The sequence below is a fragment of the Streptomyces sp. NPDC051105 genome (genome assembly GCF_040682795.1).
Classification (GTDB): Bacteria; Actinomycetota; Actinomycetes; order Streptomycetales; family Streptomycetaceae; genus Streptomyces.
On the sequence record NZ_JBFBBR010000006.1, the window covers coordinates 411822 to 427431 of the forward strand.

Annotated in this window: 15 protein-coding genes; 11 read left to right on the top strand and 4 right to left on the bottom strand. The window is 71.3% G+C overall.

Going from position 1 to position 15610, the window contains the following annotated elements; genetic code table 11:
* The 9 genes from AB0N16_RS18160 to AB0N16_RS18200 all read left to right on the top strand — a co-directional run.
* On the top strand, positions 1-589 hold a 589-nt coding region (locus AB0N16_RS18160), incomplete at its 5' end, for a hypothetical protein (protein ID WP_365797735.1).
* 39 nt (positions 590-628) lie between these two features.
* Positions 629-1051, top strand: a complete 423-nt coding sequence (locus AB0N16_RS18165) for a phage tail protein (protein WP_093500599.1) — start codon at positions 629-631, stop codon at positions 1049-1051.
* A 145-nt stretch (positions 1052-1196) separates the two neighbouring features.
* On the top strand, positions 1197-1919 hold the full coding sequence (locus tag AB0N16_RS18170) for a LysM peptidoglycan-binding domain-containing protein (protein ID WP_351696172.1): 723 nt from the start codon (positions 1197-1199) through the stop codon (positions 1917-1919).
* Positions 1919-3829 (top strand): VgrG-related protein, encoded by a 1911-nt coding sequence (locus AB0N16_RS18175; protein WP_365797737.1) that lies wholly within the window; start codon positions 1919-1921, stop codon positions 3827-3829. The genes AB0N16_RS18170 and AB0N16_RS18175 overlap by 1 nt, the downstream gene beginning before the upstream one ends.
* Before the next feature lie 40 nt (positions 3830-3869).
* The gene (locus AB0N16_RS18180) at positions 3870-4313 is read left to right on the top strand and encodes a GPW/gp25 family protein (RefSeq protein WP_365797739.1); all 444 of its coding nucleotides are present in this window, start codon (positions 3870-3872) and stop codon (positions 4311-4313) included.
* Positions 4314-4318: 5 nt separating this feature from the next.
* Positions 4319-6280 (top strand): putative baseplate assembly protein, encoded by a 1962-nt coding sequence (locus AB0N16_RS18185; RefSeq protein WP_365797741.1) that lies wholly within the window; start codon positions 4319-4321, stop codon positions 6278-6280.
* 28 nt (positions 6281-6308) lie between these two features.
* Positions 6309-6878, top strand: coding sequence for a phage tail protein (locus tag AB0N16_RS18190; protein ID WP_365797743.1), 570 nt, complete (start codon positions 6309-6311; stop codon positions 6876-6878).
* Positions 6875-8311, top strand: a complete 1437-nt coding sequence (locus AB0N16_RS18195; protein WP_365797745.1) for a zinc ribbon domain-containing protein — start codon at positions 6875-6877, stop codon at positions 8309-8311. Before AB0N16_RS18190 ends, AB0N16_RS18195 begins: the two co-directional genes overlap by 4 nt.
* A 26-nt stretch (positions 8312-8337) precedes the next feature.
* A complete protein-coding gene (locus tag AB0N16_RS18200; RefSeq protein WP_365797747.1) occupies positions 8338-8619 on the top strand; it encodes a hypothetical protein in 282 nt (93 codons plus the stop codon).
* Positions 8620-8625: 6 nt separating this feature from the next.
* Here the strand turns inward: AB0N16_RS18200 and AB0N16_RS18205 are convergent, their stop codons facing one another.
* The gene (locus tag AB0N16_RS18205; protein ID WP_365797749.1) at positions 8626-9576 is read right to left on the bottom strand and encodes a glycosyl hydrolase; all 951 of its coding nucleotides are present in this window, start codon (positions 9574-9576) and stop codon (positions 8626-8628) included.
* A gap of 180 nt (positions 9577-9756) precedes the next feature.
* A complete protein-coding gene (locus AB0N16_RS18210) occupies positions 9757-10071 on the bottom strand; it encodes a MarR family winged helix-turn-helix transcriptional regulator (RefSeq protein WP_365797751.1) in 315 nt (104 codons plus the stop codon).
* 152 nt (positions 10072-10223) lie between these two features.
* Here AB0N16_RS18210 and gndA point away from each other — a divergent pair, with 152 nt between their 5' ends.
* Complete coding sequence (gene gndA, locus AB0N16_RS18215) at positions 10224-11663, top strand: NADP-dependent phosphogluconate dehydrogenase (protein WP_365797753.1); 1440 nt, start codon at positions 10224-10226, stop codon at positions 11661-11663.
* A 191-nt stretch (positions 11664-11854) separates the two neighbouring features.
* On the opposite strand, the gene AB0N16_RS18220 is transcribed toward gndA, so the two are convergent.
* Positions 11855-12895 carry an NlpC/P60 family protein gene (locus AB0N16_RS18220; protein WP_365797755.1) on the bottom strand — a complete coding sequence of 347 codons (1041 nt, stop codon included), beginning with the start codon at positions 12893-12895 and terminating at the stop codon, positions 11855-11857.
* Between the two features lie 245 nt (positions 12896-13140).
* Here AB0N16_RS18220 and AB0N16_RS18225 point away from each other — a divergent pair, with 245 nt between their 5' ends.
* Complete coding sequence (locus tag AB0N16_RS18225) at positions 13141-14202, top strand: chitinase (protein ID WP_365797756.1); 1062 nt, start codon at positions 13141-13143, stop codon at positions 14200-14202.
* Between the two features lie 99 nt (positions 14203-14301).
* On the opposite strand, the gene AB0N16_RS18230 is transcribed toward AB0N16_RS18225, so the two are convergent.
* A complete protein-coding gene (locus tag AB0N16_RS18230) occupies positions 14302-15474 on the bottom strand; it encodes a right-handed parallel beta-helix repeat-containing protein (protein WP_365797758.1) in 1173 nt (390 codons plus the stop codon).
* Positions 15475-15610: the final 136 nt, after the last annotated feature.

A 15610-nucleotide genomic window follows, 5' to 3' on the forward strand; every position in this document is an offset into this window, starting at 1 on the left:
TGCCGCCGCTTCCGGCCCCGGCGGTCCCCCGGCGGCCGGTCGGCAGCGGCCGCCGTCTCCCCTGCCCGCGGCCCTCACCCCATCTCCCACCGGACCGGCGGCGCCCCGGCCCCCCTTCGTGCAGCGAGCGGCAACTCCCGCCGCCCTGCCCGTCGAACCGAGCACCACCGCCGTCCCCCTGCGCCCCACCACCCCGATCTTCGCCGCCACCCCTCTCCCCGTGGCGCCCCTCCACCGTCCCACCGTGCAGCGCGACGCTCTCCCCACGAGCACCGTGAAGGAGACGCCGGTCACCAGCACTCGCCCCGACGCCTCCACGACCCGGGCCGAGAGGCGGTCGCCGCCTCCCGACGACCCGCCACCCTCGTACTCCGGCTCCGGCTCGGGCTCTGGTTCCGGTTCGTCCTCCGACGACCCACCGCCCGGGTACAAGGCGGTCGAGGAGGGCGGCTTCGACCCCCGCGCGCTCACCGAGTTCCAGGTGGACGCCCTGGTCCACCGGATCATCGACCGGATCACCCGCCACGTCCGCACCGAACTCCGCCGCGACCGCGAACGCGTGGGAAAGCTCCGCGACTTCCGCTCCTGACCACGACGACCGCGCACCGACCCACAGAAAGGCCCCCCGATGGATCGCCAGGACCCGGGAACCACAGTCTGGTTCAGCCTCTCCATCGACGGCGAGGACCTCGGTTACTTCAACGGGTGCGAGGGGCTGTCGTCGCAGGTGGAGATCGAGCAGCGGCAGGAGGGCGGCAACAACGGGTTCGTGTGGCAGCTGCCGACCCGTGTCACCTTCTCCCACATCCGGCTGACCCGCCCGCTCACCCCGGACACCTCGAAGGTCGCGAAGTGGATCTCGTCCGTGCAGACGGGGATCGAGCGGCCCACCGGGCAGATCACGGCGCTGCGCGCGGACGGTTCGGAGGTGGCCCGGTGGGGGCTGCTTGACGTGCTGCCGGTGAGCTGGCAGGGGCCCTCCCTGGACGCGGGCAATCCGTCCGTGGCCACGGAGGTGCTGGAGATCGCCCACCACGGCTTCACCGACTGAGCGAACAGAGCGGCACACGGCGAACAGAGCGGCACACGGCGAACAGCGCGGCACACGGCGAACAGAGCGGCACACAGCGAACAGCGCGGGCAGAGCGAACAGCGCGGGCAGAGCGAGCAGAGCGGACTGAGAGGCAGATCAGATCATGGCCAGGAGCAGCCGGGGCGCCGGCAAGAGCCTCGTGCGGGCCACCCTCGCGATTCACGAGCCGCCCGTGGGCACCAGTACCAGCCCGGGCGGCATCATCAAGACGTTCGGCTTCGAGTTCAACCCGGCGGAGCTGTCGATCGCCCGCCGGGCGGACTGGAAGTCGTCGGCGGCGCCGATCGAACGGGACGGCGCGCTGCCGGAGTTCCTCGGCACCCACCCGCGCGAGATGAGCGTGGAGATCTTCCTGGACCGGTCCGACGACCCGGACAGCAACGACGTGATGAAGAAGGTGGAGTCGTTGCTGGCCTGCTGCGAGGTGACCAGCAAGAGCATCGCGGCCAAGCAGCCGTCGCCGCCCTGGGTGGTGTTCCAGTGGGGCTCGTTCTCGACGGCCCATTTCACGGCGTACGTCGCCTCCGTCGACGTCTCCTACTCCCTGTTCGGGACCAGCGGGATGCCGATCCGGGCCAGCTGCCGGCTCCAGCTGCACGAGATCCCGAGCAAGACCGCGGGACAGAACCCGACGTCCGGCGCGCTCACCGCGCAGCGCGTGCACCGGGTCGTGGCCGGCGACTCGCTGCAGTCGCTGGCCTGGCGGGAGTACGGCAACGCGGCCGCCTGGCGGGCGATCGCGGACGCCAACGGGATCGACGACCCGGGGTGGCTGCCCGCGGGGACGGAACTGGTGTTGCCGGCCGCCGAGGAGGTGCGGTCCTGATGGTGAAGCACGCTTTCTCGAACGTCGTCAAGGTCGTCATCGGCGGCAAGGAACTGACCGCCACCTCGGAGTACGGGCGGTATCTCGTCGACGCCCACGTGGACCAGGGCGTCGGGGTGCCGGCCGCCTTCCAGCTGACCTTCCGCGACCCGTCCCGCAAGCTGCTGGGCAAGCTGGGCGTCCAGTTCGGCACCCCGGTGGTGATCACGCCGGTCTCCGACGGCCAGGGCACCGGCGACCCGCTGCTCACCGGTGAGGTCACGGGGATGGAGGCCGAGTACGACGGCACCGGCAGCTATGCGGTGGTCCGGGGCTACGACTACGGGTTCCGGCTGATGCGGCAGCGCCGCGTCGTCGCCTACCGCAACCAGACCGCCTCCGACATCGCCCGCAAGCTGGCCGCGCAGGACGGCGTGCCGATCGGGCGGATCCAGGCCACCAGGACCGTCTACGAGTTCATCAGCCAGTCGAACGTCAGCGACTGGGACTTCCTGGCCCGGCTCGCCGACGAGAACGAGATGGTCATGTCGGTGGACGCGGACGGCAAGTTCCAGTTCGTGAAGCAGAAGAGCGCCTCCGGGGCGCCGTCGCCGCAGACCGACGGCGACAAGAGCCCGTTCGTGCTGGAGGCCGGGCACGACATCCTGCGGCTGCGCACCGCGGTCACCGCCTCCGACCAGGTGAACAAGGTCGAGTCGCGCGGCTGGGACGTGCGGACGAAGAAGACGCTCACGGCGACCGTCACGCCCGCCAGTAACACCGGCTACAGCATCGGCACCACCCCGGGCGCCGCGGCCGGCGAGTTCAAGACGTCGAAGCTGGTCGAGACGCGTACGCCCTACGACAAGCAGTCCGAGGTGAAGTACGCGGCCGACGCCCTCTCCGACGACGTCACCTCGACGTTCGCCGAGGTGGAGGTGGTCGTGCGGGGCAACCCGAAGCTGCGGCCGGGGGTTCCGGTGGCGCTCGCGGACGTCGGGGACCCCTTCGAGGGCAAGTACACGGTCACCTCGGTACGGCATGTCTTCGGCGACGCCAAGCACTACGAGACCTGGGTGACGGTCAGCGGCCGGCAGTGGCGGTCCCTCTACGGCGTGGCCTCGGGCGGTGCCGCGGACGCCGCCGTCGACCGGCAGCTCAGTGTGGCGCAGGCCCTGGTGACCGACGTACAGGATCCGCTGCAGCAGGGGCGGGTGAAGATCAAGTTCCCGTGGCTGGACGACACCTACGTCAGCGACTGGACCCGGACCGTGCAGTGGGGCGGGGTGCGCGGCGGCGGGGTCTTCCCGATGGACGTCGGGGACGAGGTGCTCGTCGCCTTCGACCGGGGCGCCCTCGACCACGCGTACGTCATCGGCGGCCTCTACAACGGCAAGGACAAGCCGACCAGGGTCAAGGACGTACCGCTGCACGACGGCATGCGCGGCCGGGCCACCCGGCACACCGTCTCCGACCGGGTCGGCAACCGGATGGACCTGCTCGATCAGCGGGGCCGCAAACAGGGCGTCCGGCTGGCCAGCGGCGACGGCAAACTCACCGTCTTCCTGGACCGGCAGCAGACCGAGATCACCGTGGACAGCAAGGGCAGCGTCTCCATCAAGGGCAGCAGGTCGGTCTCGGTCGAGGCCGGCGCCAACCTGTCCCTGAAGGCGGGCGGCGCGCTCAGCATCAGGAGCGGGGGGCCGCTGTCCCTGCAGAGCGCGGAACTCGTCGACATCAAGTCCCCCGCGGGCGCGGTCTCGGTGAACGCCGCCGCCGTGAACGTGATGGCGAACGCCGCCCTGTCGTTGCGCGGCAACGCGGCCGTCGCGATCAGCTCCCTCACCACGGTGGGTATCCAGGCCCCCGAGGTGCCGGTCCTGGGCAACCTGATGATGGGCGGCCTGACGGTGATGGTGATCCCGGCATGAGCGGCCGGCAGGTGTTCCCGGAGGGGCGGGTGCGGGGCTGATGGCAGAGCAGTTCGTCGGCTCCGGCTGGTCGTTCCCGTTGCGGATCGGGCCCACCGGCGGCATCGCCCTCGTCAGCGGCGAGAAAGAGGTCGAGGAGGCCATCCGGCTCATCCTCTCCACGGCCCCGGGCGAACGCCCGATGCGGCCGGAGTTCGGCTGCGCCATCCACGACCTCGTCTTCGCCCCCGTCAACGAGCAGACCGCCGGCCGTATCCAGCACGAGGTGCACGTCAGCCTCGACCGTTGGGAGCCGCGGATCGAGGTCGAGGACGTCGAGGTGACCACCGGTGCCGACCCGAGCGTGCTGATGATCGACGTCCGCTATTCGATCCGCGGCACCAACAACCCGCGCAGCCTGGTGTTCCCCTTCTACGTCATCCCCTCCCACGACGAGCCGGACCTGCCTCCCGCCTCCTCGGACTCCTCCGAAAGCGACCGCTGATCCCGATGGCCCTGCCCTCCCCGAACCTCGACGACCGACGCTTCCAGCAGTTCGTGGACGACGCCAAGCGTTACATCCAGCAGCGCGCCCCGGAGTGGACCGACCACAACGTCTCCGACCCCGGCATCACGCTGGTGGAGACGGTCGCGCACATGGCCGACCAGATCGTGTACCGCCTCAACCGGGTCCCGGAGAAGAACCATCTCGCCTTCCTGGACCTGGTCGGCATCACGCTGTTCCCGCCGTCCGCCGCCCGTACGGACGTGACGTTCTGGCTGTCGGCGGCCCAGGAGGAGCCGGTTCCGGTGCCGGTCGGCACGGAGGTGGCGACCCGTCGCACCGAGACGCAGGAGGCGGTGGTCTTCGCGACCGAGCGCGAACTGACCATCGTGCCGAGCGAGTTGCGGCACCTGCTGCGGCAGCAGCACGGCTCGGCCGTCGTCGACCTCACCCACGAACTCGCCGAGGGCAAGGACCTGCTGTGCTTCACCGAGTCGCCGAACCCCGGTGACTGCATGCTGCTCGGCCTGTCCGCCGCCGTCCCGCACTGCGCGGTCGCCCTCGATCTGGACAGCCGGGTCGACGGTGTCGGTGTGGACCCGCGGCAGCCCCCGCTGGTGTGGGAGGCGTGGACGGAGGACGGCTGGCGGGAGTGCGAGGTCGACCGGGACGGCACGGGTGGCCTCAACCGCCCCGGCGAGGTCGTGCTGCACGTCCCCGGCGGTCACGTCCTGTCCCGCAACGGCGGCCTGGAGGCCAGCTGGCTGCGCTGCCGGGTCACCGAGCCGCGCGCCGACCAGCCCTTCTACACCACCTCCCCGACGGTCCGGTTCGTCGAGGCCTGCACGGTGGGCGGCACGACCGGCGCCGTGCACGCGGAGACCGTGGAGGACGAGGCGCTCGGCGAGTCGACGGGCCTGCCCGGCCAGCGCCTGCGGCTCGCCCACGCCCCCGTCGTCGGCGACAGCCCGCCGCTCCTCCTCCAGACCGCCGAGCACGACGGCGACGGCGGCTGGGTGGACTGGCAGGTCGTCCCGCACTTCGCGGCGTCGGGACCGTACGACCGGCACCTCACCCTCGATGCGACCACCGGCGAGATCGCCTTCGGCCCGGCGGTCCGCGAACCCGACGGCTCGCTGCGCCAGTACGGCACGGTGGCCCCGAAGGGCGCGGTCATCCGGGCCCGCCGCTACCGCACGGGCGGCGGCCGGGACGGCAACGTGGCCCGGGGGGCCGTTCAGATCCTGCGCTCCTCCATCCCGTACGTCGCGGAGGTCGTCAACCGGGAGGCCGCGCGCGGCGGAGTGGACGGCGAGACGGTCGCCGAGGCGAAGGTCCGCGCCCCGATCACGCTCCGCGCCCAGGAGCGGGCGGTGACCCTGCGCGACTACGAGGAGCTGGCCCGCCGCGCCGCCCCCGAGACGGCCCGGATCACCTGCCTGGAGGGCGAGGAGGGCGAGCACGGGTCGTACGCGGTACGGGTGCTGGTGGTGCCGCAGGCCGTGCCCGACCCGGGCGGCCGGCTCCGCTTCGAGCAACTCGTCCCCGGCGACGCCCTGCTGGACCGCATCACCCGCTACCTGGACGAACGCCGCCTGATCGGGACCCGGTTGGCGGTCGGCCCGCCCTTCTACCAGGGCGTCACGGTCGTCGCCACCGTGCACGCCTTCCGCGGTGTGGACGTCGACCGGGTCCGCCGCCAGGCCCACGACGCCCTCTACCGGCACCTGGACCCGCTCACCGGCGGCGCGGACGGCAAGGGCTGGCCGTTCGGGCGCCCGGTGCAGTCGGGCGAGGTCTTCGCGGTGCTGCAACGCGTCCCCGGCGTCGAGCTGGTCGACGAGGTCGTGCTGCACCCCGCCGACCCGCTGACAGGCAAGCGCGGCGACCCGACCGACCGTATCGACCTGGACGCTCCGTCCCTGGTCTTCTCCTACGACCACCGGGTCCGGGTGATCGGCGAATGACCGTCAACGACTCGACAGGAGGCGTCCGTTGAGAGGTTCCATCGACGGCCTCGGTTCCTCCGTCCCCATCGGGGCGATGCTGCCCGCGGTCTTCGCCGACGACGACCTGGCGCTGCGCTTCGTCGCCGGCCTGGACGACGTGATCGCCCCGATCCCGAACGTGCTCGACTGTCTGCCCAGCTACTTCGACCCGGCCCTGGCCCCGCTGGACTTCGCGGAATGGCTCGGCACCTGGGTCGGCGCGGAGACGGACGGCACGGAAGCGGAACCCCTGCTCCGTGCGGCCGTGGCGGCGGCCGCCTATCTGCACCGCATCCGGGGCACGCGCCTCGGCCTGTCCGAGGCGGTCCGGCTGGCCTTCGGCGTGACACCGGAGATCACGGAGAGCGGCGGCGCCGACTGGAACGCCCGCCCGCTGGGCCCCTTCCCCGGCGAAGCCCGCCCCCGCCTGCACGTCCACCTCGCGCTGCCCTCCCCCACCCCGGCCGACGAGGTCCGCCTGGAACACCTCGTGGCGGCCGCCCGTCCCGCTCACATGCCCTACACGGTGCAGGTGACCGCTTCTTCTTCGTCCGCCGAAAGGACCCCGCAGCGATGACGACCAACCGGAACTGCACGGAGTGCGGCACGGTCGCCGACCCGGGCCAGTCCTTCTGCGACGCCTGCGGCTCGGTACTGAGCTGGGCGGCCACCGGGAGCGAGGCCCGACAGCAGCAGGCTCCCGCCCCCGAGCCGGCCCCGGCCCCGGCCACTCCCGAACCGACACCGGCCGCCGCATCGAACTCCGGCGCAGCCGCGCCCGGCTGGGACGCCTTCACCCGCAGAGACGGCGGCTCGGGCCTGCCGCACACCCAACGCGGGGACCTCCTGGGAACGACCACGGCAGCGCCCCCTCAGGGGCGCGGGGCTGCCTCGGATGTGCGGCTACCGCCGCGTGAGGGCGACCAGCCCCCACCCTCCGTCACCACACCCACGGCCGACACCACCCCCATCCCCGCTCCCGCCCCTATCCCCGCTCCCGCCCCCATACCCGCTCCCGCCCCCATCCCCGCTCCCGCTCCCATCCCCGCTCCACAAGCCGACGCCGACACCGCCCCCCAGCACCCGCAGGGACCCGCCGAAGGCGACCACGACCGGGCCCGTCGCCTGCTCATCCCCGTGGCGGACCCCAACCCCCCCACCCCGCCGCCCCCTTCCGTCTCCCCCGTCCTCCCCGGCCGCCCGACCCCTCCACGCCCCCAGTCCGTCCGCGCCCCCGGCGAGGACCTCGGCGCCCACGGCGGCACCCCCTGCCCCTGGTGTGCCACCCCCAACGGCCCCGACCGTCACTTCTGCACCCGCTGCGCGATGCCCATGGCCGGCCACGGCCACACCGCGCCCTCGGCCACCCGCCCCTGGTGGCGCCGTATCTTCGACTTCCGCAACCGGGAGACCCCCTGGGCCGGCGACCGTCCCCGGCTGCGCCGTGCCTTCGACCGCGTGCTGACCTGGATCGGTGCGGCCGTCGTCATCGCGCTCGTCACGGTCCTGGCGTTCCACATCCCGAACGCGGTGAGTGCCACCCGCGACCACTTCGCCAAACGCTCGCTGGTCCCCCCGGACCGGGTCAGCGCGTCCCGCTCGTACGCCGGCCACAAGCCGGAGCTCCTCTTCGACGAACTGAACAACACCTGGTGGGGCCCCGGCGTGGTCCAGGGCGGCGTGGGCGAGTGGGTCGAGGCGCGCTTCGACGAACCGGCCTCCCTGCTGAACGTCGTCATCTCCTCCGGCGAGTCGAAACGCTTCGACCAGCTGAAGAAGTCGGCCCTGCCGCACCGGATGAAGGCGACCATCAAGACGTCGGACGGCAAGACGGAGACCCGGGAGATCACCCTCGACCAGACGGCCGGCGGCCAGACCCGCACCTTCCGCGCGAAGAACGTCGTCTCGGTCCGCTTCACGATCGAGTCGTCGTACCAGGCCTCGGGGAGCACCCAGGTGGCCATCGCCGAAATAGAGTTCTTCGGCCCGTCGAGCGCGAACTCCTCCTGACAAAATGGTGATGTCATAATCCGGCCATGGCCGAAAAGGGTGCGGGGGAGCGGCGCGGCGCGCGCAGGAGCTGGCGGGACGTCCCGCTGGGCCATGCGGCCCTCATGGTCGTGGGCAACATGGTGCTGAAGTTCCTCGGCACACTGCTCCTCCTCGCCTTCGCGCTCGTCTCCGGTTCCGGATTCTCCGTCGGCACGTTGCTGCACGCCGTGCTCAACCTGGTCGCGGGCCTGGTGGTCGTCTGCCTGCTCCTCTGGCTCTTCGACCGCCTCCGGTCGAGGAGGGGCCGGCCGAGCCCGGAGAGCTGAGGTCCCCTATTTCCGCATCAGGGACCGGTAGACGGCCGTGGACCTGGGGTTGCCCCGGCAGCCCCACACCCCGTGCGGGCAGTAGTCGGTGATGCTCTGGTACAGCGCGTGGTTGTCCGCGAACCACTTCACCATGCCCTTTATGTACGCCGGGTCGTCGCCGTTCTCGTACAGCCCCCACTCGGGATAGGAGACCGGCTTCCCGTGCGCGCGGGCGAACGTGACCTGGGCCCGCAGCCCGTACGGCTCCGTGACCTGTTCCGCGAAGGACATCCCGCGCGGGGAGTCGTAGGCGTCCATGCCGATGATGTCCACGAACCGGTCCCCCGGATAGCACCGGGTCCAGGGGACCGCGTCCCGCCCCCGGTTGGGCGTGAAGTCGAACCGGAACCGCCGGCCCGGCACCGACCGCATCGCGGTGACGATCCGCACCCAGTACGCCTTCCAGGCGGCCGGGTCCGGTCCGCAGCGATGGGTGTACGTCACCCCGTTCATCTCCCAGCCGAGCACCACCACGGTGTCCGGCGCGCCGACCGCCACCAGCCGCCGGGCCAGCGCCCGGAAGTGCCCGTCGTACCGTCCCTGTGCCCCGAACCGGAGCTGCCGGCGCACCTCGGCGTCGGGCAGATGGGCCTCCGTCCCCTCCAGCATCGGCACGTTGAGCACGAGAAGCCGGTCCGGCTCGGCCCGCCGCCAGTTCGCCCACAGCCGTACGAAGTCGGGGGCGCCCTCGATGTTCCGCCACACGTCACCGGGGAGGTAGGTGTGCCCGACCCGGGGTTGGTCGTCCCCCAGCCAGCTGCCGAGCGCGCTCACCCGGCGCACGCCTTCGGCGCCGTAGCCGACGTACGCCCCGAAGGGGCCGGGGTCGGCGGGCCGTGCGGTCTCGGGGCGGGAGACGGGGAGGAGGAGGAGGGCGACCAGCGTGGCGACCAGGAGGAACCTCAGACGTGCCATGGGGTGCAGTCTGGCCGTTCCGGGAGGGCGAGTTGCCCGTTATGGGCATCTTGGACTGCTGTGCGAGGACCCGGCCGTCGACACCCGGCGCGATGACGGCGGTACGAGCACCCGTGCCGGCGCGGCCAGGGCGGCGGGGGGACGCCGGGTGCCCGGCTTTCGCCCGTCCGGGGCCGGCGCTCAGATCGGGGTGTGATGGCTGACCAGGGCGCTAGCGAGCAGGGAGAGCCGGCTGCGCTGCTCGTCGGTGAGGTGTGCGGTGAGGTGTGTGGTGAGGTCGCGGATCTGCTGCTCGGCCTCGGTCGCGCAGCGCCGGGCCGGGTTCTGCCCCTCGGGGGTGATCGACACCAGGAGGCTCCGCTTGTCGTGCGGCGAGGGGGACCGGCGGACCAGGTCCCGGCGTTCGGCGCGGCCGACCAGGCCGGTCGTGCCCGACTTGTCCAGGCCCAGGTGACGGGCGAGTTCCCGCACACCGGGCGTGCGGTCGCGCAGCACGCCGAGCAGCCGCAGCTGGCGACCGACAGACCGTGTTCCGCCGCGACCTTCCCGAGCGCGGCCTGCACCAGCCCCGTCCGGAGACTGAACGCGCGGCCGTCGTCCGCCCGTACTTGCGGGGACAGCGTTCGTCCGCAGATCGGAGTCCCCCCGTGCACGCATCCGCAGCCATCGGCGTGACCGGCCTCGGAGTGATGGGCCGCAACCTGGCCCGGAACTTCGCCCGGCACGGCTACCCGGTCGCCGTCCACAACCGCACACCCGCCCGCACCCGCGCCCTGGTCGAGGAGTACGGACACGAGGGCACGTTCGTCGGCGCCGAGACCGCCGCGGAGTTCGTCGCAGCCCTCGAACGCCCCCGGCGTCTCATGATCATGGTGCAGGCCGGTGCCGCCACCGACGCCGTCATCGACGAGTTCGTACCGCTCCTCGAACCCGGTGACATCGTCATCGACGGCGGCAACGCCCACTTCGCCGACACCCGCCGCCGCGAGGCCGCCCTGCGCGAGCGCGGACTGCACTTCGTCGGGGTCGGGGTGTCCGGCGGCGAGGAGGGCGCGCTCAACGGGCCGTCCGTCATGCCGGGCGGCTCCGCGGAGTCCTACGCCGTCCTCGGGCCGATGTTCGAGGACATCAGCGCGAAGGTCGGCGGCGAGCCGTGCGCCACGCACGTCGGCGCGGACGGCGCCGGGCACTTCGTGAAGATGGTCCACAACGGCATCGAGTACGCCGACATGCAGCTCATCGCCGAGGCCTACGACCTGCTCCGCCAGGTCGGCGGGTACGCGCCGGCCGAGATCGCGGACATCTTCCGGGAGTGGAACGGCGGCCGGCTCGGGTCGTATCTCATCGAGATCACCGCCGACGTGCTCGCGCACGTGGACGCCGCCACCGGCGCGCCCTTCGTCGACATCGTCGCCGACGCGGCCGGCCAGAAGGGCACCGGGCGCTGGACCGTCCAGACGGCGCTGGACCTGGCCTCGCCGGTCACCGCGATCGCCCAGGCGACCTTCGCCCGGGCCGCGTCCGGCCGCCGCGAACTGCGCTCCTCGTACGCCGGGTTGCCCGGCGGCACCACGCCCCCGCTGAGCGCCACCGAGGCCGACCGCTTCGCCTCCCGCGTCGAACACGCCCTGTACGCGTCGAAGGTCATCGCCTACGACCAGGGCTGGACGATGATCCAGGACGCGGCCGCCGAGTACGGCTGGAAGATCGACCTGGGCGCGGTGGCCCGGATCTGGCGGGGCGGCTGCATCATCCGGGCGTCCTTCCTGGACCGGATCCGCGCGGCCTACCGGGCCGACCCGGACCTCGTCAGCCTGCTGGCGGAGCGGGAGTTCGCGAACGAGATCGCCGACGCGCAGGTGCCGTGGCGGGAGACGGTCGCGTCCGCGGCCCGCCGGGGCATTCCCGTCCCGGCGTTCTCGGCGGCCCTGTCCCACTACGACACGCTGCGGGCCGACCGACTCCCCGCGGCCCTCCTCCAAGGCCAGCGCGACTACTTCGGCGCGCACACGTACGGCAGGGTCGACCGGGAGGGGGCGTTCCACACCCACTGGGCGACGGAGGGCCGCCCTGAAACCCAGGGCTGAGCAACCGCCCCGCAAGGGGCGCGGGGGCGGTATTCGGTTGCGGCTACCGTCGCGTGGGCGCGACGAGCCACGACGATGCCGCACACGGCCGACGACAGATCGCGGCACTCTCGAACCGCCATTCCGCCGAGTGGCCGACTGCGCGTCCGATGTGGCTGGTCGCGCAGTTCCCCGCGCCCCTTGAAACCAGGTCAGACGCGGACGCCGAACATGAACGGCCCGCCGATGGTGCTCATCGACTCGTAGCGGACGACCGTGCCGGTGCGCGGGGCGTGCAGGATCTGCCCGTTGCCCGCGTACAGGCCCACGTGGTGCAGGTCGTTGAAGAAGAAGACCAGGTCGCCGACCTGGAGGCCGGACGTCGAGTAGATCCTGGTGCCGATGCCCGTCTGGGACTCGGAGGTGCGCGGGATGGAGACCCCGGCCTGCGCGTAGGCCCAGGAGGTCAGGCCCGAGCAGTCGAAGGAGGACGGGCCGGTGGCGCCGTAGACGTACGGCGTGCCGAGCTTGGTCTTGGCGGCGGCGAAGGCGGCCGCGGCCCGGCCGGTGGCGGAGGTGTCGTTGCCGAGGTCCACCCGCTCGCTGGAGGAGCGGCTGGCGCGGTCCTGTTCGGCGGCGAGCGCGGCCTTCTCGGCGGCGGTGAGGCTGTTGAGCAGCTTCTGCGCCTCGGCCAGCTTGGCCTGGACTTCCTTCTTCTTGGTGCCGAGTTCGGTGCGGGTGGCGGCCAGGTCCTTGAGCTTGCCGGTGGCCTCCGCCCGCTCCTGCGCCAGTTCGCGCTGCTTGGCCTGGATCTTCTTCAGCGTCTCGACCTGCTGGCCGCTCAGCTGGTCAAGCGTGGAGGCCTTGTCCAGATAGTCCTCCGGGTCGGCGGAGAGGAACAGCTGGAGGGACGGGTCCAGGCCGCCGCTGCGGTACTGGGCGGTGGCCATGGAGCCGATGCCGTCCCGGAGTTCGTTCAGCTCGTCCTGGCCGCGCGCGACCGAGTCCTGCAGCGCGGAGATCTGCTTCTGGAGCTTCTCCTGCTTCTCCTTGGCCCCGTTGAACTTCTCGGTGGCCTGCTCGGCCTCCTCGTACAGCTTGTCGACCCTGGACTTGACCTCGCCCTTGCTCGGCTTCGCTCCGGGCGCGGCGTCGGCAGCCTGTGAGGAGAGGACCACGGCGGCAGCGGCGGCGGTGGTGAGCACGGTGACCCGAGCACGGCTCGGCTGCTTGGGACGACGGTGGAACGCCACGGAGGCGATCTCCTTCCGAGCGAAGAGTCGAGCAACGGATCAAGTAAGGAGCAAGCGGTGGATCAACTAGTAGTACGAGTCCCAGACATTAATGACTCTCTTATGTTCAGTTCAAATCTCCGCATGGAAAAAATCCGGCCAGCGGTCGTCAACTGGCCTTCTCCGCCGGACGGGTCACGGGGCGTCGGTCCGTTGACTGTAAAGAACCTTGACAGTTAATTGGTCTAGTCCAAATATGGGCGCCCATGAGACGCACTCGTGCCCTGCGGGCCGCCCTGACCGCAACCGCCCTGTCGACCGCCCTCGTTGCCCTCGGCTCAGGCGCCGCCCACGCCTCCCCGCACCACGCCGCGAAGCCCATGCCCGCGCGGGTCGCGGCGCCCTACTTCGAGGCCTGGACCGGCCAGAGTCCCGCCGCGCTCGCCGCCGAGTCCGGCAACAAGTACCTCACCCTGGCCTTCCTCCAGACGCCCGCCGCGGGCTCCTGCACCGCCGACTGGAACGGCGACGCCACCCAGCCGATCTCCCCGTCGTCCTTCGGCGCCGACATCGCCACCCTCCAGGCTCGCGGCGGCAACGCCATCCCCTCCTTCGGCGGCTACAGCGCCGACACCACCGGCACCGAACTCGCCGACAGCTGCACCGACGTGGACGCCATCGCCGGGGTGTACGAGAAGCTCGTCACGACGTACGGCATCTCCCGCATCGACCTCGACATCGAGGCCGACTCCCTCGCCGACACCGCGGGAATCGACCGCCGCAACCAGGCGATCGCCAAGGCGGAGCGCTGGGCCGACCGCACCGGCCACCCGCTCCAGTTCTCCTACACCCTGCCGACCACCACCAAGGGCCTGGAGGCCAACGGTCTGGCCGTCCTCCAGAACGCCGTCGCCCACCACGCGCGCGTGGACGTCGTCAACATCATGACCTTCGACTACTACGACGGCGCCACCCACGACATGGCCGCCGACACCCGGACCGCAGCCGACGGCCTGCACACCCAACTCGCCGCCCTCTACCCGCACAAGAGCCCCAGGGAGCTGTGGGGCATGGTCGGCGTCACCGAGATGCCCGGCATCGACGACTACGGCCCCGAGGAGACCTTCACCACCCAGAACGCCGTGGAGGTCGAGCGCTGGGCCGCCGCCCGGGGCATCGACACCCTCTCCTTCTGGGCCCTCCAGCGCGACAACGGCGGCTGCGTCGGCACCGGCGGCTCGAACTCCTGCTCCGGGACCGCCCAGGACACCTGGCAGTTCAGCCACACCTTCGCCCGCTTCGCCCGTTTCGCCGGTCTGGGGCGGTAAGGCCCCGGCCACCCCGGAGTTCACCGGACTCCCGTACGGCCCAGGCGCGTCGCGAAGGGCGTCCACACCCTGTGGACGCCCGGTCCGTCGCGGTCGGGCCTACGGGTTGACGACGCTGCCGCCGAAGGTGACGTTCAGCTTGCCGCTCGACGCGAAGGACCAGCCGAGGGCGCCCGCGTAGGAGGAGCACCGGGAGCCGTTCGTGCCGGTCCAGAACTGGTTGGAGCTGTCGGAGTTGCCGACGGTCTTGTCGTTCGAGCCGTCGACGGCGAACCGGCACGAGGTGTTCGTCCGGAACACCGAAGTGCCGGTGTCGAAGGAGAAGTTGCGCTCGGCGTTGTCGATGCCGACGTTGTTCGAGACGGTCATGGTGCCGGGGTTGCTGTTGTAGGTGAACCCGTGGTGCCCGTTGCCGTAGGCGATGTTGTGCTGCACCACGTGGTTGACGGCGATGTCGTCGCCGCCGAGCTTGTAGCCGTTGCGGTCGCCGTCCCCGCTCTGACTGCCGTCGCTGAGCGTGCCGTTGCCGTAGGAGAGCGAGTACTCGATGGTGACCGGCCCGATCGCCCCGGTATCGGTCTTGGTGTAGAGGTCCCAGCCGTCGTCGATGTTGTGGTGCGAGACGTCGTACCGGAAGACGTTCCCGGTCCCGGTGGTCAGCTTGCTGGCGAACCCGTCCGCGTCCTCCCCGTCGCTGTCGGCGTTGTCGTGCGACTCCGAGCTGACGACGAGGTTGTTGGCCGGCCACTGGCTGCTGGGCGTGCTGGAGGAGATCCGGCCGAGCTGCAGCCCGGTGTCGCGGTTGTAGGCGGTCACGGCACGTTCGATGACGTTGTTGCTGCCTCCGACGTAGATGCCGTTGTCACCGGCGTGCTGGACGGTGAGGCCGTACAGGTGCCAGTAGTTGGCGTACAGCTGGATGCCCCGGTTGGAGGAACTCTCGCTCTGGGCCGAGAAGTTGAGCACCGGTGTCTCGCCCGGGTAGGCGGAGAGGGTGGTGAGGGCGCCGGAGGTGCCGTTGGAACCGGCCGGGATGGTCACGGTCGAGGAGTAGGCGTAGGTCCCGCCGCGCAGGTAGATCGTGCCGCCGGAGGCGATACGGCTGATCGCCGAGGTGAGCGTGGTCGGCGCCGACTGGGTGCCGGCCGCGCCGTCGGTGCCGCTCGGCGACACGTACAGCACGGTGGACGCGGCCTGCGCCGGGGTGCCGGACAGGGCGACGAGGGTGCCGGCGATCAGGCCGACGGACGCGATGACTGGTCTCACATGCATCGTTCGTCTCCGTTCGGGTTCAGAGGTGTGACCGGACGTGCGGGGGGAGAGACGAAAAGGAAAGCGCTTTCTCGTTCGTTCTCTGCGAAGCTAGGGATGGTTTCGCGGCTGCGTCAATAGTCATGTATGTAAAGGG